This window comes from Acidobacteriota bacterium (genome assembly GCA_003696075.1).
Taxonomy (GTDB): Bacteria; Acidobacteriota; Polarisedimenticolia; order J045; family J045; genus J045.
On sequence record RFHH01000132.1, the window covers coordinates 1 to 21,380 of the forward strand.

General features: G+C 72.7%; 17 protein-coding genes. 8 read left to right on the plus strand and 9 right to left on the minus strand.

From position 1 onward, the window contains the following. Positions 1 to 610, plus strand: a 610-nt coding sequence (locus D6718_08780; GenBank protein ID RMG44958.1) for a hypothetical protein, incomplete at its 5' end; no start/stop codon positions are given. Between the two features lie 12 nt (positions 611 to 622). On the opposite strand, the gene D6718_08785 is transcribed toward D6718_08780, so the two are convergent. The 5 genes from D6718_08785 to D6718_08805 all read right to left on the minus strand — a co-directional run bounded on the left by D6718_08785 (position 623) and on the right by D6718_08805 (position 6,041). Further along, positions 623 to 2,056: a sigma-54-dependent Fis family transcriptional regulator gene (locus tag D6718_08785; GenBank protein RMG44959.1), complete on the minus strand. Its 1,434-nt coding sequence runs from the start codon at positions 2,054 to 2,056 to the stop codon at positions 623 to 625. Continuing rightward, a complete protein-coding gene (locus D6718_08790; GenBank protein ID RMG44960.1) occupies positions 2,053 to 4,089 on the minus strand; it encodes a PAS domain-containing protein in 2,037 nt (678 codons plus the stop codon). Before D6718_08790 ends, D6718_08785 begins: the two co-directional genes overlap by 4 nt. A 91-nt stretch (positions 4,090 to 4,180) precedes the next feature. Continuing rightward, entirely contained in the window at positions 4,181 to 4,909 is a 729-nt protein-coding gene (locus D6718_08795) for a hypothetical protein (GenBank protein ID RMG44961.1), read from the minus strand. A 26-nt stretch (positions 4,910 to 4,935) separates the two neighbouring features. Beyond that, on the minus strand, positions 4,936 to 5,709 hold the full coding sequence (tatC, locus tag D6718_08800; protein RMG44962.1) for a twin-arginine translocase subunit TatC: 774 nt from the start codon (positions 5,707 to 5,709) through the stop codon (positions 4,936 to 4,938). Beyond that, entirely contained in the window at positions 5,706 to 6,041 is a 336-nt protein-coding gene (locus D6718_08805) for a hypothetical protein (GenBank protein RMG44963.1), read from the minus strand. The genes tatC and D6718_08805 overlap by 4 nt, the downstream gene beginning before the upstream one ends. 299 nt (positions 6,042 to 6,340) lie before the next feature. Between D6718_08805 and D6718_08810 the strand changes: the two genes are divergently transcribed. From D6718_08810 to D6718_08820, 3 genes are read left to right on the plus strand one after another with little or no spacing between them, the layout of a single operon-like run. Then, positions 6,341 to 7,948 (plus strand): S41 family peptidase, encoded by a 1,608-nt coding sequence (locus D6718_08810; protein RMG44964.1) that lies wholly within the window; start codon positions 6,341 to 6,343, stop codon positions 7,946 to 7,948. 44 nt (positions 7,949 to 7,992) lie between these two features. After that, positions 7,993 to 9,393: an insulinase family protein gene (locus D6718_08815; GenBank protein RMG44965.1), complete on the plus strand. Its 1,401-nt coding sequence runs from the start codon at positions 7,993 to 7,995 to the stop codon at positions 9,391 to 9,393. Further along, complete coding sequence (locus tag D6718_08820) at positions 9,390 to 10,895, plus strand: insulinase family protein (protein RMG44966.1); 1,506 nt, start codon at positions 9,390 to 9,392, stop codon at positions 10,893 to 10,895. The genes D6718_08815 and D6718_08820 overlap by 4 nt, the downstream gene beginning before the upstream one ends. 6 nt (positions 10,896 to 10,901) lie before the next feature. Here D6718_08820 and D6718_08825 read toward each other — a convergent pair whose 3' ends face one another. The 3 genes from D6718_08825 to D6718_08835 form a co-directional block, all read right to left on the minus strand. After that, the gene (locus D6718_08825; GenBank protein ID RMG44967.1) at positions 10,902 to 11,645 is read right to left on the minus strand and encodes a hypothetical protein; all 744 of its coding nucleotides are present in this window, start codon (positions 11,643 to 11,645) and stop codon (positions 10,902 to 10,904) included. Positions 11,646 to 11,679: 34 nt separating this feature from the next. Beyond that, positions 11,680 to 13,230, minus strand: a complete 1,551-nt coding sequence (locus D6718_08830; protein ID RMG44968.1) for a hypothetical protein — start codon at positions 13,228 to 13,230, stop codon at positions 11,680 to 11,682. A gap of 71 nt (positions 13,231 to 13,301) precedes the next feature. Beyond that, positions 13,302 to 14,591, minus strand: a complete 1,290-nt coding sequence (locus tag D6718_08835) for a spore maturation protein (GenBank protein RMG44969.1) — start codon at positions 14,589 to 14,591, stop codon at positions 13,302 to 13,304. A gap of 107 nt (positions 14,592 to 14,698) precedes the next feature. Here D6718_08835 and D6718_08840 point away from each other — a divergent pair, with 107 nt between their 5' ends. The 4 genes from D6718_08840 to ftcD all read left to right on the plus strand — a co-directional run bounded on the left by D6718_08840 (position 14,699) and on the right by ftcD (position 19,874). Beyond that, on the plus strand, positions 14,699 to 15,256 hold the full coding sequence (locus D6718_08840; protein RMG44970.1) for a hypothetical protein: 558 nt from the start codon (positions 14,699 to 14,701) through the stop codon (positions 15,254 to 15,256). Between the two features lie 843 nt (positions 15,257 to 16,099). Continuing rightward, positions 16,100 to 17,185 carry a PilZ domain-containing protein gene (locus D6718_08845; GenBank protein RMG44973.1) on the plus strand — a complete coding sequence of 362 codons (1,086 nt, stop codon included), beginning with the start codon at positions 16,100 to 16,102 and terminating at the stop codon, positions 17,183 to 17,185. A gap of 56 nt (positions 17,186 to 17,241) precedes the next feature. Beyond that, positions 17,242 to 18,207, plus strand: a complete 966-nt coding sequence (locus D6718_08850; protein RMG44971.1) for a gfo/Idh/MocA family oxidoreductase — start codon at positions 17,242 to 17,244, stop codon at positions 18,205 to 18,207. Further along, complete coding sequence (gene ftcD / locus D6718_08855; protein RMG44972.1) at positions 18,204 to 19,874, plus strand: glutamate formimidoyltransferase; 1,671 nt, start codon at positions 18,204 to 18,206, stop codon at positions 19,872 to 19,874. The genes D6718_08850 and ftcD overlap by 4 nt, the downstream gene beginning before the upstream one ends. On the opposite strand, the gene D6718_08860 is transcribed toward ftcD, so the two are convergent. Next, a complete protein-coding gene (locus tag D6718_08860) occupies positions 19,851 to 21,101 on the minus strand; it encodes a 4-hydroxy-3-methylbut-2-enyl diphosphate reductase (protein RMG44974.1) in 1,251 nt (416 codons plus the stop codon). The two genes, ftcD and D6718_08860, sit on opposite strands and share 24 nt — an antisense overlap. Positions 21,102 to 21,380 lie beyond the last annotated feature (279 nt).

The following is a 21,380-nucleotide window of genomic DNA, read 5'->3' on the forward strand; positions in this document are numbered from 1 at the left end:
CGGGAGGATCGTCCCCGCGGGGCCGATCTGGCGCGAGGTCGACGAGCGGCTGAAGAAAGCGGGCGAGGCCGCCGACCCGGCGGCGAAGGCGATCGCCGCACACTACCTGGCGATCGCGAAGGGCGGCGCCGAGCCGACGCCGGTGATGCGCCTGCGGGCGGCCCGGCTCTTCGCCGATGCCGGCCACCTGCTTCCCGCGGTGACGGAAGCCGACGCGGCGATCGCCACCGACGCCTCCCTCGTCGAGGGCTGGGTCTTCCTTTCGTCCGCCCACCGGGAGGCGATGCTGTTCGACCTCGCCCTCGAGGAGATCGACCGGGCTCTCGAGCTCCTGGCCCGGCCGCAACCTCCGGAGTCCGCGTACACCCCGGCCGAGCTGTGGCTCGACCGGGCGCGCGTCCTCTACGCGCTCGGGCGCGGGGAGGAGGCGTACGACGCGTACCGGAAGGCGGCGGCGGGCGGCCGCGAGGAGCCCTACGAGCTGGCGCTGGCCGCCCTCCAGGCGGGGAAGAAGCGCGAGGCGCGCCGGCTCCTCCGGGAGGTCGCCGAGTCCGGCGGCGACCACGCCGCGGCCGCCCGGGCGAAGCTCAGGCGCCTCGAAGGCTCCTGAGGCCCGACGCCGTCACCGCGCGCCGGCCGGCTCGCGGTCGAGTTCGTAGGCCTTGATCTTCCGGTAGAGGGTGCGGACCGAGATCCCCAGGATCTGCGCCGCGCGCCCGCGGTGCCACCGCGTTCTCTCGAGCACCTCGAGAATCCGCTGGCGCTCGATCTCCTGCAGCGATGCGTTCGGGGGGAGCGTCGAGCGCCCCTCCCCGGCGGGGAGCGCGGGAGACGCACCCGGAGCGGCGGGCCGCGGATCGATGATCTCCCTGGGCAGGTCCTCGAGCCCGATGCGGCCGTCGCGGGCGAGCAGCGCCGCCCGCTCGATCACGTTGCGCAGCTCGCGGACGTTGCCGGGCCAGCTGTACGCCTCGAGGCGCGCCAGCACCTCCTCCGGAAGCTCGAGGCCGGGCCGGACCTGCGCCAGGAACGCCTTGGCGAGCGGACGGATCTCCTCGACCCGCTCCCGCAGCGGCGGCACGTGGATCGTTCCCGCGTTGATCCGGTAGTAGAGGTCGGCGCGAAAGGCTCCGCGCTGGGCCTCCGCGGCCAGGTCCCGATTCGTCGCCGCGACCAGGCGAACGTCCACGTCGACCTTCTTGCGGCCGCCCACGCGGAAGAAGCTCATCGTCTCCAGCACGCGGAGCAGCTTCACCTGCAGGCCGGCGGGAAGCTCGCCCACCTCGTCCATGAACAGCGTCCCGCCGTCGGCCGCCTCGAGAAGGCCGGCGCGCGAGCTGCCCGCGCCGGTGAACGCCCCCTTCTCGTGCCCGAACAGCTCGCTCTCGAGCAGATTCTCCGGAATCGCCGCGCAGTTGAGGTCGACGAAGGGGCCGTCCCCGCGCTCGCTCCGCCGGTGGATCTCCCGCGCCACGAGTTCCTTGCCGACGCCCGATTCGCCCAGGATCAGGACCGGCAGGCCTGAGGGCGCCAGCCGGTCGATCAGGCGAAGCACGGGGCGCATCGCGGCGGAGTTCCACCCCGCGGCGAGCGGCGGCATCTCCCGGTGCTGCTCGCGGCGGCGCAGCCGATCGTTTTCCTTCGCCAGCCCGCTGTTGCGCGCCGCTCCGCGGATCAGCGCATCGAGCACGTCGATCCGGCACGGCTTCGTGACGAAGTCGTAGGCACCGTGCTTCATCGCTTCGACCGCCAGCTCGACCGTGGCATTGCCCGTGAGCAGGATGACGGCGGGCGCGGTGGCGTCGCCCTCGAGCGATTTGAGGAGCTCGATGCCGTCGAGGCCCGGCATCCGCACGTCGAGGACGGCAACGTCGAACTCCTGTTCGTCCAACAGCTTGCGGGCCCGAGCGCCATCCTCCGCGGGAACGACGCGGTGCCCCTTCCGCTGCAGCTCGCGGCACAGGATGCGGCGCAGCGGCGCCTCGTCGTCCGCGAGGAGGACGCGGATCGGCGCACCCGCCGCGGCGGCGCGCTTTCCTCCCCCGTCTCCACTCATGCGTGAACCTCCGCACCCGCCGGCTTCATCGCCGGCAGAACGACGTCGAACCGCGCGCCGCGCCCCGAAGCCGGAGCGAGTTCGAGGCGCCCGCCGTGCGCGCGCACGATCCCGTAGGCGACCGCCAGTCCGAGGCCGGTGCCCTGACCGGGCGGCTTCGTGGTGAAGAACGGCTCGAAGATCCGCTCCCGGAGCTCCGGCGGGATGCCGGGCCCGCGGTCGATCACCGAGAGAATCGCCGAATCGCCGGCGCCGGGGCGCGCGACGACCCGGATCGGCGTTCCCGGTGCCGACGCGTCCGCCGCGTTCAGCAGGAGCGCCATCAGCACCTGGACGAGCTGGGACTCGTTCGCCAGCACCGGCGGAACGTCCGGCGCCGCGTCGATCTCGATCGGGAATCCCCCCAGGCGGGGATTGTGGCGGAGGAGGCGGACCGTCTTCCTCGCCACCTCCAACAGGTCGCACGGCCCCTTCTCGTCCGGAGCGCTGCGAGAGAAGTCGAGGAGACTGCCGAGAATGCTCTTGCACCGGTAGGCCTCCTCCTCGATCACCTCCGCATCGGCACGGATCTCCTCCCTCTCCTCGTCGCCGACCGGCACGGCCAGCCGGTTCCGCATCGCCTCGGCGCAGCTGGCGATGGTCGCGAGCGGGTTGTTGATCTCGTGGGCGATCCCCGCCGCGAGTCGCCCCACCGCGGCCATCTTCTCCGCCCGCGCCATCGAGCGCTCCAGCGCCCGCTGCTCCGTCACGTCGCGGCCGATGGTGATCACGTGAGTGACCTCGCCGCTGCGGTCGAGGCGCATCGGGATCTTCTCGACCCGGAAGAGCCGCGGCGGATCGCCGCTGCGCGACCGGACTTCGCTCTCCGTGGGCTGGCCGGTGGCGAACACCCGCTCGTACTCGCGCTTGAGGGCGGGGTCGTCGCCGATGACGCTGAAGAGGTTCCGGCCGAGCACCTCCCCGCGCGGCCGGCCGAACGGTCCTTCCTCGCGGACGAGGTTCCAGACGACGACCCTGAACGACCGGTCGATCGCGTGCAGCGACACCGGCAGCGCATCGATCACGGCCTGGAACAGCCGCTTCTGCTGTTCGGCCTCCCGCGTCCTTTCCCGCACCAGCGCCTCGAGGCTTCGCGATCGGCCCATGAGGGAGGCGAGCCGCTCCGCGTTCTCGATCGCTCCCGCGAGCAGCCCGGCGACGCGAGCGATGGCGCGGCGCGCGGCTCCCGCCGGCAGACGTCCGTCCCGCCCGCGCACCCGCATCACCGCCAGCGCCTGCCCCCGGGCGAACAGCGGTAGCGTCACGATGCCCGCGCGCGGATCGGCCACGGAGGATCCGCGTCGCAGCGCCTCCCAGTCCGGCGGCGAGAGGGGAACTTCCCGCTCCCGCCGGAGGCCCTTCTCCCGCGTCCAGAAGACCGCCTCGGGCGCGGCGCTTTCCACCCGCCAGGGCGACGAGAGCACCAGGAGCGCCGCCTCGCCCAAGCCGAGAGATCGCCCCATCCCCGCGAGCGCCTCCTCGAACAGCTCGCGGGTGTCGCCCGAGCGCGCCAGCCGGCCCGCGAGGGAGGCGATCAGCTCCACTTCCTGCTCCCGGGCAGCGAGCGCCTTCTCGAGGCGCCGCGCCCTCACGGCGCGCCGGATCCGCTGGGCCAGCTCGCGTGCCGAGACGCCGGGAGTGACGAGGTCGTCCGCTCCGGCGCGGCAAATCGCCTCCCGAAGGCGGGCGGCGCGAGCCGGCGCGCACGCGACGACGGCGGCGGCTCCGCCGCGAAGCGTACCGAGGCGGCGGGCAGCCGCGTCCGGCGAGTCTCCGGAAAAATCGACGACGAGGGCGTCGGCGTCGTCGGCCTCGGCGGAGGTCAGATCCGCCTCGATCAGCGCCGCCGCCTGGCGGGCTCGGCGCCGCAAGGCCTCCCCCGCGCGGACCGCGACCCGGATCCTCTTCGCGCCCTCTTCCCGGAGCGTTGCGAGCGCCGCCTCTTTCTGCACGCCGTCCTTCCCGCCGAATGTGGTGCGCGTCCGCCCCCGCATGCCGCAATATGGGTTCCCCGGCGGGAACGGGACAACGCGTCGCGATTCCGGCCGGAATGCCACGGCGTCCGCCGCGATCGGATGCCGTTCGTCAAGGTGCGCAAAAGGCCGCGCCGTGCCGCCCGGCCCGGTCCTCGAGCGGAAGGCCGCCGGGCGGCGGGACGTCTCCGAACAGGCGGCGCCACGACCGCGCCAGGCGCGCGAGCGCGCGGCGGCGGCGGCGGCGCGGGACCGGACCGGCGTACAGGCGCGGCCGATCGAGGTCGACGACCACGACCTCCCATCCCGAGGCGCTCCGGCGCGCCACCAGGTTTCCGAGATTCAGGTCGCGGTGATACATCCCGCCGCGATGCATCGCTCCCACCGCGTCGAGCGCGGCCCGCCAGATCGCCTCGGCCTCCCGGGGATCGCGCGTGCGGCCCATGAGGCGGGCGAGGTCGATTCCACCTTCGATCCACGGCGCGATCAGGAAGACGCGCCAGCCCGGCCGCGCGCGCTCGAACACGGCGCCGAGCCACGGGACGACGGGACACCCGCAAGCGGCCGCTCGCCGCGCCCGGTCGAGGTCCCGGAGGAAGCGGCGGCGCCACAGATGCCGGTCGCGGGTGATCCGCGCCGGCAGTCCCCCCCGCAACGCCTGCTTGACGAACACCCGCCCGCCGCCCGGCAAGTCCACCATGGCCCGGGGGCCGCGGCCGGTGCCCGGCCCTTCCGGCCGCGGGCGGAGCAAGGTCTCGGGCGCGTCGAGTCCCGCCGCCAGCAACTGGTCGGCCCAGCGCTCGTCGAACCGGGCGCAGCCCCGCGGAAGCGCGAGGTCCACCCAGCCGTTCGGGCTGGACCCGGGCGTCACTCGCTCCGATCCCGCCGGCCGCGCCGCGGGGCGGCGAAGAAGGCGACCGCGATGCTCAGCAGATAGAGGGCGATCATCGGCAGCGCGAAGATCGTCATCGTCATCACGTCCGGGGTCGGCGTCAGCACGGCGGCCGCCAGGAAGCAGACGAACACCGCGATATCGAGCTTGCGCCACATCCACCTCGGCGTGACCAGCCCCAGCCGGGCCAGCAGGAAAGCGGCGAGAGGCAGCTCGAACACGAGACCGAGGCCGAAGATCATCTTCGTGGCGAACGAAAAGGCCGAGTCGACCGTCACGCTCGACCGGAAGCGGGCCCCCTGGGACGCGAGGAACCCGACCGCCGCAGGCATCGCCACCGCGTAGCAGAAGGCCGCACCCGCCAGGAACAACACCGACCCCGCCGCCACGAAGGGAATCACCCACCGGCGCTCCCTCGGATAGAGCCCGGGCGAGACGAACCGCCACAGCTGATAGAAGACCCACGGCAGGCCGACGAACAGGCCGCCGACGAAGGCGGCCTTGATCTTGTTCATGAAGGCCTCGGCCGGACGGATCACCGCCAGCGGGCCCATCGAGCGCTCGATCGGATCGAGCAGGAACGCCAGGATCCGGTCCGCCTCCGCCCAGCAGGCGAGCACGCCGACGATCACGCCGGCGAACGCCCAGGTGAGGCGCCGCCGCAGCTCGTCGAGATGTTCGAGGAAGCTCATGCGCGGCCCGCCCGGGCCGCTGCGCTCGTGCGGCTCCGCAGGGCGCGGCGCCGTCATGCCGCCGGTCCTCCCTTCCCCTCCGTTTCCCCGCCCTTCTGGGCGGGTGGACCCGCCGGCGCCGGGCCTTCCGCCTCGAGCGCCCGGTCGGCCCACGTCCGCGCCAGCCGGCGCGCCTCGCCGCGGAGGGCCTCCACCTCGCGCGTCGTCCGGCGCAGCTCGTCGAACTCCGCCTCGCGTTCGATCGCCTCTTGGGCCTGCCGCCAGGCGCGCCGCAGCTCGCCCACGAACGCGCCGAGCTGCCGGCTGATGCGGGGCAGCCGGCGCGGGCCGAACACCAGCAACGCCAGAAGCACCAGGAAGACGAACTCGGGACCGCCGAGGTTGTTCATGACGCGCGCATTCTAGTCCCCGGCCGGGCGCGGCGGGTCCAGACGCCGATCGGCGAGCCTCTCCCCGCCGCCTCGGGGACCGCCCGCCGAAGGCGGGAGACCGGACCGCCGCGCGGGACGACCGTGGGGGCGCGCCGAGCTTCGGATCGGAATCGCCCGGCGACTCGGTGCGGCGCGCCGGCTGCCGCCGCGAAGCGCCTCGCACGGATCCGCGGGCGCCGCCGTGCGGACCCGCTGGCGCGCTCGGGGCGGCGGCCTTTTCCTTGTCGCCCCGCTCCGGCGGCCCGTATACTCGCCCCATGCGCTCGCTGCGATCTCTTCCGCGTCTTCTGCCCGCTGTCGCCGCGGCCCTGCTCGTCGGGGGCATCGTCGCGTCCGCCGGGGGCGCGACCGGCCGCCAGATGGCGACCTACGCCGAGATCCTGTCGCTCATCGAGACGCGGCACGTGCCCGAGGCCGATCCGAAGAAGGTCATCTACGCGAGCATCCACGGGATGCTGAACACGCTCGACCCGCATTCGAACTTTCTCGACGACGAGGCCTACCGAGAGATGCGGGAGGAGCAGAGGGGGAGCTTCTTCGGTCTCGGGATCGTGATCAGCAAGCGGGGACGGTACCAGCCCCTTCGCGTCATTTCACCGATCGCGAACACGCCCGCTGCGCGCCTGGGCGTCCGAGCCGGCGACGTGATCACCCACATCAGGGACGAGCGGGCGGGCGTGGACGTGGACACCTTGGGCCTCACGGTCCAGGAAGCGGTCAAGTACCTCCGCGGTCCCCGCGGAACCGACGTGACGATCACGGTGGACCGGCCGGGGATCGACGAGCCGCTCCGGTTCACGATCACCAGGGACGCGGTCCGGACGCCGGCGGTCAACCAGGCCTTCATGATCCGTCCCGGCGTGGCCTACGTGCACATCGCCAACTTCACCGAGACCACCAGCTCCGAGCTCGACCGCGCCCTCGCCCGCCTCCGTGACGAGGGTGCCACCCGCCTCGTGCTCGACCTCAGCAACAATCCGGGAGGACTGCTCGAGCAGGCGGTGGGCACGGCGAGCCGTTTCCTGGAGCCCGACGAGCTGGTCGTGTACACCGAGGGCCGCCTGCCCGGATCGCGCCAGGACTACCTCGCCATGCGGGACGTGCCGCGCGTCGACTGGCCGATGGTCGTCGTCGTCGACGCCGGCTCCGCGAGCGCCTCGGAGATCGTCGCGGGCGCTCTCCAGGATCACGACCGGGCGATCCTCGTCGGCCAGCGGACCTTCGGGAAGGGGCTCGTCCAGTCGGTCTACCCGCTGAGCGAGGGGACGGCCTTGGCCCTGACGACGCAGAAGTACTACAGCCCCCTGGGCCGCACCATCCAGCGGCCCTACGCGAGCGAGGAGGAGTACTTCTTCGAACCGCGGCGGGCCGACCGGGAACAGCGGCCGGAGCCGGGCGCGCCGGAGTTCCGCACGCCGACCGGAAGGGTGATCTACGGCGGCGGCGGGATCCTACCGGACATCGTCACCGAACCTCCCTCCGAGCCGGAGGCCGTCCTGAAGCTGATGCGCCTGTCCGCCTTCTCACGGTTCGTCAACCCGCTGCCGGACGACACGCGGGAGGCGTACGCCGCCGATCCGGACCGGTTGCTCACCGATTTCCGGGATTTCGTCGCGGCCGAGTACCCGGACATCGCGCAGGACGAGCTCGAAGCGCACCGGGACGAGCTGCTCCTCCAGCTTCGGGCGGAGCTGACCCTCGTGTCTTCCGGCATCGAGGCGCGCGACCGCGTTCTTCTCCAGCACAATCCCGTGATCCAACGCGCCATCGCCGCGCTCGACCAGGCCGAACAGCTCCTCGCGGCGCGGCGCCGTGCCCGCGAGCAGCGCCGCGCGGCTGTCGACGGCCAGGATAACTCCCGCTGACCCCGGCACCCCGAGGGTGACGCCGCCCCGCGGGCTCGGGTACCATGGCGGGCCGCGCGCCCGGGCGTCCGACGCCCGGCGGCCGCGCTGCGGGAGGACCGATGATCAAGATCGTGCTCGCCGTGCTGTGCGTCCTCGGGGTCGCCGGCGCCGGAGTCGCCCTCGCCGGGGATCCGGCCGGCAAGGTTTTCCCCTATCCCGTGCGCGTCGAGACGCTCGACAACGGCCTCCAGCTCATCCTCATCCCGATGCCGTCGGAAGGGCTCGTGGCCTACTGGTCGATCGTTCGCACCGGATCCCGCGACGAGTACGAGCCCGGGCACACCGGTTTCGCTCATTTCTTCGAGCACATGATGTTCCGCGGAACGGAGCGCCACCCCGCCGACGAGTACAACCGCCTCATCACCAGGATGGGCGCCGACGCCAATGCCTACACCACCGACGATCTCACCGCCTACCATCTCGGAATCGCGAAGGAGGATCTGGAGACGGTGATGGAGCTGGAGGCGGACCGCTTCCAGCATCTGTCGTACGACGAATCCGCCTTCAAGACCGAGGCTGGCGCTGTCTACGGCGAGTACCGCAAGAGCAAGATGAGTCCTTTCTTCTCCATCTACGAGGCGGTGCGCGAAACCGCGTTCGATCGCCATACGTATGGCCACACGACGATGGGATTCGTCGAGGACATCAAGGCGATGCCGACGATGTACGACTACTCGCGGCGGTTCTTCGAGCGCTACTACCGCCCGGACAACGTCGTGCTGCTGATCGCCGGCGACATCGAACCGGATCGCGTGGTCGAACTCGCCCGCCGCTACTACGGCGATTGGAAACCGGGTTACGTGCCCCCCGAGATCCCGCCCGAGCCGGAGCAGACGCGGGAGCGGCGGATCGACGTCCCCTATCAAGGCCGCTCCCTCCCGATCATCTGGATCGCCTACAAGAACGACCGATTCCGCCCGGACGACCGCAACTGGGTCGCCTCCGATCTCCTCGCATCCCTTGCGTTCGGCGAGACCAGCGATCTGCACAAGGAACTGGTCTTGGACAAGCAATGGGTCGAGTTCATCGAGGCCGAAGTCAACGTCAACCGCGATCCAGGACTGATCGACATCATCTCCCGAGTGAAGGACCCGGAGAAGGTCGACGCCGTGCTGGAACGCATCGACAGCACGATTGCCCGCTTCCAGAAGGAGCTGGTTTCGGAGAAGCGGCTCGCCGACCTCAAGTCGAGGCTCCGGTACCGCTTTCTGATGGGGCTGGACACGCCCGACCACGTGGCGGCTTCCCTGGCGCGGATCGTGGCCGTGACCGGCGGAATCGAGGCGGTGGAAACCTACTACACAACGCTCGAACAGGTGACGCGGGAGGACGTCCGGCAGGCGGCCCTCCGGCTGACGCCGCAACGGCGGACCGTCGCGGTCCTGCGGGGGAAGAGCGAATGATCAGGCGACCGGCGTGCCCGCTCGTCGTCCTCTCCTTGCTGGTGGCGGCGGGCTGCGGAGGATCGGAGCGGATGGACGACATGGTGCTGCTTCCGGTTCCTGAGGATCCGACCGTCTCCTTCGACCTGTGGTTCGCGGTCGGTTCGCTGGACGATCCGCCGGGCAAGGAAGGGCTCGCGTACGTGACCGGACAGCTGCTGGCGCAAGGCGCGACCGCCAACAACAGCTACGAGGAGATCCTCGAGAAGCTGTATCCCCTGGCCGCCAGCTACGACGTGCGCGTCGACAAGGAGATGACGACGCTCACCGGCCGCGTGCACCGGGACAAGCTGGACGAGTACCTCCCCCTCCTGGTGGACGCCTTCCTGCGCCCCGCGTTCCGGGAGGACGACTTCGAGCGGGTGCGCAGCGACGCTCTCAACTACGTCCGCAACACTCTCCGCTACGCGTCGGACGAGGAACTGGGAAAGGCGGCCCTCTGGCTGGACGTCTTCGAAGGAACCGGATACGCGCACCCGGTCCAGGGCACCGTCGCCGGCCTCGAGGCCATCTCCTTGGACGACGTGAAGCGGTTCTACGCCGAGCACTTCACCCGAGACAACCTCGTCATCGGCGTCGGCGGCGGGTACGACGACGCGGTCGTCGAGCGCCTTCGCGAAGCCCGGGCATCCCTTCCGGCCGGCCGGCCGGCGGCGCGGCCGGCACCGGAACCCCGGCCCCTGGAGGGCCGGCGGGTCCTCCTCGTCAGCAAGCCCGGAGCCGACGCTTCGATCAGCTTCGGCTTCCCCATCGACGTCCGGCGGGGCGATCCCGATTTCTACGCCCTGTGGGTGGCCAACTCCTGGCTCGGCGAGCACCGCAACTCTTCGAGCCACCTCTACCAGGTGATCCGGGAGGCGCGCGGCCTCAACTACGGCGACTACTCCTACATCGAGGCCTTCCCCGAGGGGGGCCAGCGAACGATGCCCCCGACGAACGTGGGCCGGCGGCAGCAGCTCTTCGAGGTCTGGATCCGCACCTTGCCCAACGAGCAGGCGCACTTCGCGCTGCGGGCCGCCGTCCGGGAGCTGGCTCATCTCGTCGACCACGGCCTCACGGAGGAGCAGTTCGAGCTGACGCGGTCTTTCCTCAGCAAGTACGTGCTCCACTTCGCCGACACGACGGCGGCCCGGCTGGGTTACGCCATCGACGACCGCTTCTACGGAATCGAAGGAAGCCACCTGGAGAACTTCAGGCGCCGCCTGGCCGACCTGACGCTGGAGGAGGTCAACGCCGCGATCCGGCGGCATCTCCAGTACCGCAACCTGGACATCGCCATCGTGACCGGGGACGCGGAGCGGCTCGCGGAGGCGCTGGCGTCCGACGCCCCCAGCCCGATCAGCTACGCGGCACCGAAGCCGCCGGAGATCCTGGCCGAAGACGAGGAGATCGCCACCTACCCGCTGAAGATCCCGCGCGACCGGATCCGCATCGTTCCGGTGACCGAGATCTTCGAGCGCTGAGGCCGCTCAGGCTCCGCCGGCGACGATCTCGGCGAAAGCGCGCCGGAAGCAGTCCGACACCCGGCCACGGAACGACCCGGCGCTCTCCCCCGGTTCGGGGCGAATCGGCGGGTAGAAGCGGTACGGGACGGTCACGCCGCGGCGGAAGCGGCGGCGCCGCTCGTCGATCACCAGCTCCGTGTTCGCGGTCATGACGACCTGGATGGGAAGTCCGCGCTCGAACGCGTAGCGGATCATGCCGGCGCGCAGGGGCAGCGGCTCGCGACCGTGGTGCCGGTGCCCCTCCGGGTACACGATGAGCCCTTCCAGCGGGCTGCGCTCGAACTCGCGGTCGAGCCAGGCGAAGAAAGACGCCTTCGTCTTGCGGCGGCCCCGGACGAAGAACCAGGTCGAGCGGTCGAGCCGCGTGACCAGCCAGACCATCGGAAAGAGCCCGGCGACGAGCATGCGCGACAAGGTCGCCGCGCGGCCGTCGGTGACGACCTTGTGAACGAAGAAATCGGCCACGCTGCGATGAGGGCAGAAGTAGAGGGTCCGCCCCCGGCACTGGGGCGCTCCGGGGATCGGGTGCAGCCGGACGTCGTACCGGCGGACCATCCGCGTCGCCCAGGAATAGGTGATCTTGCGGTGCATCGGGACGCGCCGCGGAGCGGTGAGCAGCGCCGCGCAGGGATCGACGAAACCGAACCGCAGCGCCTCGTAGACGAGGCGAAGGGTCTGGGGACGGTCGCTCGTCGGGAGGTGGGGCATCGTCCGGCGGCCGCGCGTCGCGCGGTCCGGCAGGCTACCACGGCTTCGGCAGCTCCGGCTCCTGGTAATCGACGATCCTCACCCGCACCGTCGCCGCCGCGTCGGTGTCTCCCGCGAGTTCGATCTCGAAGGCCCCGGCCTGGCCGGGTACGAGGCGCTCCGGCGTCACCGTCCCGCTCCCCGTGGCCACCAGTCGCCCGGCTGCATCGAGCCCCTCGGCGCTCACCACCAGCTTGACCAGCGGTACCGGTCCCCGGTTCCTCACGACGCCCCGCACGAGGCGGCGTCCCCCCTCGCGGACGGCGCGGTGGGAAACGACCTCGGCGAGCCGCGGCAGGCCGCGCTCCCGCAGGGCCGCCGAGACGAGAGGATCCCATCCGGAAAGGTCGAGGGCGGCCACGGCCTCGCGGTCCGCTTCGTCGTCCCGCCCGGCCGCCTGGAGGAGGAAGGCGTGGAGGACCCGGTAGTCGGGCATCGAGGCGATCCGGTCGCTCGCCAGCGCCCGCTCCATGTGCTCGAGGGCCTCTTCGCTTCGTCCGAGACGTCCGAGGCATTCCCCGAGGACGGCGTGGGCGTCCGCAGCGCGCTCCCCCGACAGTCCGAGCGAGAGGGCCTTTTCGGCGGCGGCCACGGCGCGCTCGAGCTCCCCGGCCTGCGCCAACCAGGCGGCTTCGATCTCGAGAGCCGGAGGGTAGTCCGGGGCGATCCGGCGCATCTGCCCCAGGAGATCGCGCACCTCGTCGTAACGTCCCCGGGACCAAGCCACCTCCGCCGCCTCCTCGAGAATTCCGAGATGACGCGGATGGCGCGCGAGCGCGCGGGCGGCGAGCTCGGCCGCCCTCACCAGGTCGCCCCCTTCCCGGCGCGCGCGCACCAGCCGCGCGAGTTCCGCCGGCGCCAGGCGCTCCGGATCCTCCCCCCGAAGGGCGGCCTCGAGCCGCAGCGCGGCCTCGACGAACGGGCCCACCTGAGCGGCGGGCACGGCGAAGTTGATGTTCTGTCCCTCGGAGAGCGTCAGCGAGCAGACGCCGACGACGCGGCCTTCGAGGTCCAGGAGCGGGCCGCCGGAGCTGCCGGGGGAGATCGGCGCCGTCGTCTGGATCAGTTCGATTCCGCCCTCCTCGAGCCGGCGTCGCGCCGAGACGATCCCGTCCGAGACCGTGAACTCGTAGCCGCGCGGATGTCCCACGGCCACCACTCGCGTCCCGACGGGGGGAATGCCGCCGGGGCGGAGCGGCAGGGGCTCCGCGCGCCAGCCGGTGACGCGTAGCAGCGCCAGGTCCACGTCCTCGCGGGCCTCGATCACCTCCACGGAGGCGAGCAGCGCCCCGTCGAGCGTCCGGACCATCGGCCGGGCCACACCCGCCACCACGTGGGCGTTCGTCAGAACGAGCCCCGGCTCGCGGACGACGAAACCGGTGCCGTAGGAGGTGTCCCCCGTCTCCTCCACCGTTCCGATGATCTCGACGACCGACGGGCGCACGCGGGCCGCCAGCTCCTGGAGGGCCCTTTCCGCGGGCGCCCCCGTCGAGGCGGGGAGCGAGGCGAGAGCGCACAGGATCCAGATCGGGCGGAGTCGAACCATGGCGGGCCGTCCCGGGACCGCGCACGGCGCGGACCCGCGCGACCGAATATAGGTTCGCCGTCCGCCTCCTCTCAGCCGAAGAACAGGTGGCACGCGGCCGTCGCGCCGATCACCCCGAACAGGTCGCCGACGAGGCACGCCGGGAGCGCGTGCCGGGCACGTTTGAGTCCCACCGCTCCCCCGTAGACCGCCAGCACGTAGAAGGTCGTTTCCGTGCTCCCGTTGATCGTCGACACCAGGTAGCCGATGAACGAATCCGGGCCGTGGGTCTTCATGATCTCCGTCATCACGCCGAGCGCACCCGAGCCGGAAAGGGGGCGCACCAGTGCCATGGGCAGCGCCTCGGCCGGAAAGCCCAGCGGCCGGGTCAGCGGCGCGAGCCACGCGACGATGGCGTCGAGCGCGCCGGAAGCGCGGAACATCCCGACGGCGACCAGGATGGCCACCAGGTAGGGAATGATCATGACGGCGATCCGGAATCCCTCCTTCGCCCCCTCGGTCAGCGCGGCGTAGACGTCCACGCCCCGGCTCCACCCGTACAGCAGCCCCGCCGTGACCAGGAGCGGCAAGAGCGCCTGGGACAGCAGACCCCGGAGTGCGGGACCGGTTCCCTGCTCGTTCGCCGCGAGGAGCCCCCCGCGGACCGCGGCCGCCGCGAGCGCCAGGGCGAACAGGAGCGCCGCCGCCGCGCGTGCGGGCCGGAACCGCTTTCTTCCGGCGGCCTCCGGCGGCGGCTCCGGAGGCGCAGGGGACGGGTCGGCGGCGGGGCGCGGCCGGCTCCGCCGGAACGGCGGGAGCCTCGCCAGCGCCAGCGCGGCCGCGATGGCGGCCGCCGTCGAGAGCGACGTTGCCAGGAACGACGTCACCAGGATTCCCGCCGGATCCCGGGACCCCAGCGAGTGGCGCAGGGCGACGACGCCGGTCGCGAGCAAGGAGACGCCGGAGGTGTTGATCGCCAGAAACAGACACATCGCGTCGGTCGCCGTCCCCTTGTCTCCGTTGAGCCGGTCGAGCTGGCGCATCGCCTCCACTCCGAACGGCGTCGCCGCGTTTCCCAGCCCGAGCATGTTGGCGGCGATGTTCAGCGTCATCATGCCGAGCGCCGGATGGCCCGCCGGCACGTCCGGGAAGAGGAGGCGGAACACGGGACGCACCGCCCGGGCGAGGGCGTCCATCAAGCCGGCCCGGCGGACCACCTCCACGACCCCCAGGAACAGGGCCATCGCCCCGACCAGTCCGAGCGCAACGTCGACCGCGCTGCGGGCCGCGTCGAGCATCGCCGACGTGAGGGCGTCCCACCGCCCGGTGGCGAGCCCCACCAGAACGGCACCGGCGACGAGGAACAGGAACACGGCGTTCATCGGCGCCGCATCGTACCAGAGGGCGGACGCCGGGCGGGGTTGCCGCGCGGGCGCCCCGGCCCGACATTGCCGGAGGGCGCGGGGGGTGCGCCCTCGGGAGTGGGACCGTGGTCCGGAGCTTGCGGCGCCGGAACGAGTGGGGCGTGACCCTCGCCGAGCTCGTCATCGTCGGCTCGGTCGTGGCTGCGGTGGTGCTCCTCGCCCTGCCGGTGGCGAAACAGGCGGCCCAGTGGAGGAGCCAGCGGCGGCTCTCCCGGGCGGCGGCGGTGCTGTTCGAAGCCCTCGAGGCCTACCACTCCGACCGGGGATCGTTCCCGCCTCCGGGGGCGAACCAGCCGGACGGGTTCAACCTCCGCACCCTGGAGCCGCTGTCGACGCACGGCTACCTGCGCCGGCCACAGGAACTCCTCTCCCTGCTCCGGGGGCGGCGCGTTTCCGCGTACGACTCGGACGAGGACGGATTCTGGCTGCTGCTCGTCGACGCGCATCGGCCAGAAATCCAGATCGTCGTGGCCAGCACCGACCGCTTCCCTCTGCAGCCGGAGAGTTGGATCGAGGGGATCTACCGGCTCGAGGGAAGCCGGCTCGTGCGGCTGCGCGCCGAGCCGGCGGGGCCGCTCGCGGTGGCCGCCGGTCTTCCGGCGCGGGGGGCATCCGGTGGGTGATCCGCGGAAGTTCTGGCGCGAGACGATCGGCGTGGTCCAGGCGCGCCGGGAGGCCGCCTCCGCTCCGGCGGCCCGCCGCGCCGAGACCGCACCGCGGCCGCCCGCGACCGGGGTCGATCTCGGTCAGGTCGAGCGGCTGCTGGCGGAGCTGCCGGCGGGCAGCATCGGCTTCGCCGCGGCCGTCTCTTCGTCCCTGTGGCCCGATCCCACCCCGGAGGAGCTCGCGGCGCTCGCGACGCTGGCGGAGCGGATCCGGGCGGTGAGCGACGGCACGGTCAAGCGGATGGTGCTCCGCGCGGTGGCGCTGCGCATCGAGGCGGCCCGCGCGGTCGACGCCGCCCCGATCCGGATCGCGGACTCCTCGGCTCTCGCCGCCCGCTCGACCAATCTCGAGCGCCTGGCCCGCCTCGCCGAGGAGGCCGCCGGGGGCCTGGACCGCACGCTCGCCGCCGGACCGAACGACCGCCTCGTCGCCGCCGCTCGCCAGCTCGTGCCCAGCGCGACGGGCCTTCAGGCCGAGGCGCGGCTGAGCGCCGAGCTGGCCAGGCAGGCGGCAGCCGTCCAGACCGGTGGGTCCACCATGGCTCGCCTCTGGCGGCCGATACCGGAGACCGACGAGCTCCTCGCCGCGATCGGGCGCCGCGCCCTCGACCCGAACCAGGCCGTCTTCTGGCAGGTCTACGCGGCCTGCTCGCTCGCCCACGCGGCGGTCCGGGCAGGGACCGGGTGCGGCGCCGAGCTGGCCCGGCTCCTCGAGATCGTCCACGAGCGCCTCGAACGCTCGATCGACGAGACCCTTTCCGCCCATACGCGCGGCGGTGAGCTGAGCGCCCGCCAGGCGGCGTGGCGGCGACTTCTCCTGGAAACGCGGGCCGCGTTCGCGGCCCCGCCGGAGGAGGCCGCCTCCACGCCCGGTTCGGAGCCCGCCGATCCGACGGGGCCGCTCACCGGTCCGGTCCTCGCGTCCGATCCGACGGGGCCGCTCACCGGTCCGGTCCAGCCAGCGGAGACCGAGGGTCCCCCGACCGGCCGAATCCGTCGGCCCGAACCGCGCGGCGCGCTCTCCGAGCCCGCTCTCGCGGACGCGGAGGCGCCTGCCGCGGGCACCGCACCGTCACCGGCCGACAGGGCGATCGTGGAGCACTTCCGGGCGGTGCGGTCGTTGACCGCCCCGGCCGAGCCGGCCCCGACCGTGAGGCGAGGGGTTCTGTGGATCGTGGCGCTCGCCTCCGCGGCCGCCTTCGCGCTCCTCGCGGTCCGGCTCGTCCTCCCCCCGTCGCCCCCCGCGCCTCCTGCCGTGGGCGTGGACGAGTTCGCGGCCTATGCGCCGCTCGCCGGCGCCACCCCGGCCGGCGCCCTCCTGATCGCCACGGTGGATCCCGCCTGGCAGCGAATGGACCGCAGCGAACGGGAGATCGCGGCCCTGAGGCTGATGACCGCGGCCGAACGGCACGGATTCCGGGCCGGCTTGCTGCTCGCCGCGGACGGACGGCCGGTGGCGCGCTGGACGCCGGGCCGCGCGCCCGTGCTCGTCGGCGCCGAGCCGGACGCCGCCGCGCCGCCCGAGGACCGCCCGTGAGTTCCGAGCCCTCTCGCCGCGACCCCGGAGCCCCCGCCGCGGGGGAGCGGCGCAGCCATCCCCGGATCGCCCTCCGTTGTCCGGTGGAGATCTCCTTCGACGGCACACGGGTTCGGGGCCATCTCGTCAACATCTCGGCCAGCGGCATGCTCGTCGCGCTCCCGCACGCGGGAGCGCTGGGGCGCGAGGTGCGGGCGCGCATCGAGCTACCGGACGGCGGTCCACCGCTCGACCTGACGGCGATGGGCATCCGCACCGAGCCGGGCAAGCCGGCCCGCGTCGGGTTCCATTTCATCCTCCCCCCGCCGGAAGCGGTCGCGCGGATCCAGCGCCTGATCTACGCCCGCTGAGCGCCGGCCTCCGCGCGCGGTACCCTTCCCCGGTTGCTCACCCGGAGGACGAGGCCATGGCGACCAGCCCCCGCGGCATCCGCGGGAAATCCGGCGAGAGAGCGCTCCGCGTCGGGCTCGCCGGGCTCGGCCGGCACGGTGCCCGGTACGCCCGGCACCTCCTCGCCGGGGACGTTCCCGGGGCCGCGCTCGCCGCCGTCCACCGGCGCGACCGCGAGGAGGGGCGGCGATTCGCCGAGCGGTACGGGCTCGCCTTCCACGACACCTTGGAAGGCCTGGTCGCCGACGAGGGCGTCGAGGCGGTCGTGGCGGTGCTGCCGCCCTCCCTCCATCCGCTCGCCGTCGAGCTCGCGGCGGGCGCAGGCAAGCCGATCCTGGTGGAAAAGCCGCTCGCTCCCTCGGCGCGCGGGGCCCGCTCCGCCTGCGCGGCCGCGCGGCGGGCCGGAATCGTCGCGATGGTGGCCCAAACCCTCCGCTACGACGCCACGGTGCGCGCGGTCCGCGCCCGTCTGGCGGAGATCGGCCCCCTCCAGTCGGTGGCGGTCGGTCTGCGATACTCTCCCGCCGGACGCGGCTGGATCCACGACGCGCGCGAGGGCGGACTCCTCGCGAACATCGGGGTTCACGGCACCGACCTGATCCGCCATCTCACGGGCTGCGAGGTGGCGGCGGTCCGGGCGCTGGAGGCCGCCCCGGGGGTGATCGCGGCGCTGCGGCTCGAGCCCGGCGGCGTGCCGGCGGCGCTGGAGGTCCTCACCGGCCGGCGGTCCGGTGCGATCGAGCTGGTGGGACGGTCAGGCCGGATCCTGGCAGACTACGTCGCCCGCCGCGCCTGGCTCGACACGCCGGCCGGCTGCGAGCCGCTCCCGATCGGCGAGCCGGAGCCGACACTGCCCGCGGTGCTGGCCGACTTCGCCGCGGCCGCCCGCGGCCTCCGGCCTCCGGCCGTGCCGATCGAGGAAGGGCTCGCGGCGGTCGAGATCGTGGAGCGGGTCGCCGCGGCCGCGAAGGAGCCCCTATGAAGATCATCGAGTGCGTGCCGAACGTCTCCGAGGGACGCGACCGGAAGGTCCTCGACGCGATCGCCGACGCGGTGCGCTCGGTCCAGGGCGTGCAGCTGCTCGACATCGACCCCGGGGCCGAGACCAACCGGACCGTCTTCACCTTCGTGGGGGACGAAACCTCCGTGGCGGAGGCGGCGTTCCGCCTCGCGGCGCGCGCGACCGAGCTGATCGACATGCGCCGCCACCGGGGCGCCCACGCCCGGATCGGCGCCGTCGACGTCGTGCCGTTCGTGCCGGTCGGCGGGGGGGCGACGATGGACGACTGCATCGCTCTCGCGCATGCCGTGGGACGCCGGATCGGGGAAGAGCTCGGCATCCCGGTGTACCTCTACGAGCGGGCGGCCACCCGTCCCGAGCGGAAGTCGTTGGCGGAGATCCGGAAGGGCGAGTACGAGGGTCTGGAAGCGAAGCTCCGCGATCCGGCGTGGGCTCCCGACTACGGCCCGGCCCGGTTCGTTCCCGCGTCCGGGGCGACGGTCGTGGGCGCCCGGCCGTTCCTGATCGCGTACAACGTCGATCTCAACACGACGTCGCGCAAGGCGGCGCACGACATCGCGCTCGACATCCGCGAGCAGGGCCGGTTCCAGCGCGACGCCGAGGGAAAGATCGTTCGCGACGAGCAGGGGAACCGCCTGCGCCGTCCCGGCCTGCTCAAGGCCGTGCGCGCGGTCGGCTGGTACATACCGGAGTTCGGCCGAGCCCAGGTCTCGATGAACCTCACCGACTACCACGTCACCCCGCCACACGTCGCTTTCGAGACCGTCCGGCGTCTCGCGAGGGAGAGGGGCCTCCGGGTCACCGGTTCGGAGATCGTCGGGCTGGTTCCGCTGGAGGCGGTCCTGATGGCCGGACGCCATTACGCGGCGGCTCAGGGAAGCCCGACCGGCCTGCCGGAACCCGACCTGGTGGAGCTCGCGCGGCTCAGCCTCGGACTGGACGACGTCAAGCCGTTCGACCCCGGCGAGGCGATCATCGACTACCGCCTCCGGCCTCGCTCCGCCGGGTTGCGCGCCTCCAGCGTGACCGGATTCGTGGACGAGCTGTCCCGGTCCAGCCCCGCTCCGGGAGGGGGATCGGCCGCGGCGCTCGCGGGGGCGCTCGGTGCGGCCCTGTGCTCGATGGTCGCGGCGCTCACGCATTCGCCCGGAGCGGCGGACGCGGCGCGGCTGGACGAATGGGGCCGCCGCGCCCAGGAGATCAAGGACCGCCTCCTCGCCGCGATCGACGCCGATGCGGCGGCGTTCGAGGGCATCCGAGCAGCCCGCCGCCTGCCGCGCAAGACGGACGAGCAGCGGCAGGCCCGCGAGCGCGCGCTGGTCGAGGCCACGCGACGGGCGATCGAGGTCCCGCTCGGCGTCGTCGAGGATGCCGCCGAGGCGGCCGCGCTCGCCCGCGAGCTGGCCGAGGCGGGCCTGGCCGCCGCGGCCTCCGACGCCGGGAGCGCCGCTTGGTGCGCCCGTGCCGCCGGCGAGGCGGCGGCGCTGAACGTCCGGATCAACCTGCCCGGACTCCCGGACGCGTCGGAGCGCGGCGAGTGGACCTCGCGTCTCGAGGAGGCGCTCGCGCGCCTCAGGAGCCGCGCCGAAGCGGCGGTGGAGCTGTCAGCGGAGCGGGCCGGGGCTTGATTCCGGCTCCGGCTCGCAACCCGACAGGGCGACGACCCGGTCGATGACGCGGCCGACCTCCTGGTCGGGAGTGGAGGCGCCGGCCGTGATCCCGATTTCGATCGGGCGCTCCGGCAGCCATCCCCGGCTGACGACCGGTTCGTGACCGCCGACCGGGAGGTGCCGGATCCGCCGGGCGTCGAGGAGGTCGTCCGCGCTCTCGACGTGATAGGACGGGCACGACGCCCCGCAGATCTCGGTCAGGTGCCCCGTGTTCGACGAGTTGAACCCGCCGATGATCAGCGCCAGATCCGGGGGGCGCTCCATCATCTGCCGGATCGCGTCCTGCCGGTCCTGCGTGGCGGAGCAGATGGTGTCGAAGGCCCGGAAGTGCTCGCCGAGCGCCTCCTCCCCGTAGCGGGCCGCGAGCGCCCGCCGGATCCTCTCCTGGACCTTCAGGGATTCCGACGAGAGCATCGTCGTCTGATTCGCCATCCCGATCCGCTCGAGATCGCGATCGGGGTCGAACCCCGGGGACATCGCCTTGGCGAACCTCCTCGCGAAGGCATCGCGATCCCCTCCCCGCTCGATGTACCGGGCGACGATCTCCGTCTCGTCGAGATCCCTCACCACGAGGTACCGGCCGCCTGGATGGACCAACGCCCGGCTCGCCGTGGCCCGGGTCTCCTCGTGCTCGTGCTTGCCGTGGATGAGGCACGTGAAGCCGTCCCGCGCACAGCGCTCCACCCGGCGCCAGACGTTGAGCACCGAACCGCAGGTGGTGTCCACGAGCAGGCATCCGATCCGGCGGAGGCGAGCGAGTTCCTCGGCCGTGACCCCGAAGGCGGGGATCAGCACGACGTCCTCCGGGGTCAGGTCCTCCCACCCGTGGCGGGAGCCGTAGGAGCCATCGAGGAACTCGAACCCGATCTGGCGGAGGCGGCGGTTGACGCGCGGGTTGTGGATGATCTCGCTGGTGAGGAAGAGCCGGCGCTCCGGGAACTTCATCCTCGTCTCGTAGGCGTAGTCGACCGCGCGTTCCACCCCGTAGCAGAAGCCGAATTCCTTGGCGATGCGGACGGTCAGCCCCGGAAAGCGAAGTTCGCCCCCGGAGAGCCGGGCGCGGGCCACGAGGTCGGAGTGATAGTCGCGCGCCAGCTCCGGCGCGACTTCCTTTCGGAGTCCGAAACCCTTCCTGATGAGCGGGTCGTGCCCCACACCGTCCTCCTGCGCCGCGGGGCGCAGGATACCGCGCGCGCCCCCTGGGCGCCGCCCCGGCAAAAAGCGGCCCTCCGGCGCTCGTTGGGGGGAGGGGCGCGCCGGAGGGCCGGATGCCACGAAACGGTGGGTCACACGGGAAACCGGGACGTGGGTTGGGGGGAACCCCGCGTCCCGGAATTCCCGGTCAGGAGGATCGATGTCATCTTACCAAGAACGGGCCCGGAAAGCGACCCCCCGGGGCGAGCCGGCCGCTGCTCCGGTGCAGCGCCGGGAGCCGGTTGCCGGGTCGGCCCCGCACCCCGAGAA

Bases quoted from the DNA above. Each gene is read 5' to 3' on its own strand.
- D6718_08850 (RMG44971.1), top strand. From the start codon at position 17,242: ATGGCGACCAGCCCCCGCGGCATCCGCGGGAAATCCGGCGAGAGAGCG.
- D6718_08825 (RMG44967.1), bottom strand. From the start codon at position 11,645: ATGCCCCACCTCCCGACGAGCGACCGTCCCCAGACCCTTCGCCTCGTC.
- tatC (RMG44962.1), bottom strand. From the start codon at position 5,709: ATGACGGCGCCGCGCCCTGCGGAGCCGCACGAGCGCAGCGGCCCGGGC.
- D6718_08830 (RMG44968.1), bottom strand. From the start codon at position 13,230: ATGGTTCGACTCCGCCCGATCTGGATCCTGTGCGCTCTCGCCTCGCTC.
- D6718_08820 (RMG44966.1), top strand. From the start codon at position 9,390: ATGATCAGGCGACCGGCGTGCCCGCTCGTCGTCCTCTCCTTGCTGGTG.
- D6718_08790 (RMG44960.1), bottom strand. From the start codon at position 4,089: ATGCGGGGGCGGACGCGCACCACATTCGGCGGGAAGGACGGCGTGCAG.
- D6718_08810 (RMG44964.1), top strand. From the start codon at position 6,341: ATGCGCTCGCTGCGATCTCTTCCGCGTCTTCTGCCCGCTGTCGCCGCG.
- D6718_08815 (RMG44965.1), top strand. From the start codon at position 7,993: ATGGCGGGCCGCGCGCCCGGGCGTCCGACGCCCGGCGGCCGCGCTGCG.
- D6718_08805 (RMG44963.1), bottom strand. From the start codon at position 6,041: ATGAACAACCTCGGCGGTCCCGAGTTCGTCTTCCTGGTGCTTCTGGCG.
- ftcD (RMG44972.1), top strand. From the start codon at position 18,204: ATGAAGATCATCGAGTGCGTGCCGAACGTCTCCGAGGGACGCGACCGG.
- D6718_08835 (RMG44969.1), bottom strand. From the start codon at position 14,591: ATGAACGCCGTGTTCCTGTTCCTCGTCGCCGGTGCCGTTCTGGTGGGG.
- D6718_08785 (RMG44959.1), bottom strand. From the start codon at position 2,056: ATGAGTGGAGACGGGGGAGGAAAGCGCGCCGCCGCGGCGGGTGCGCCG.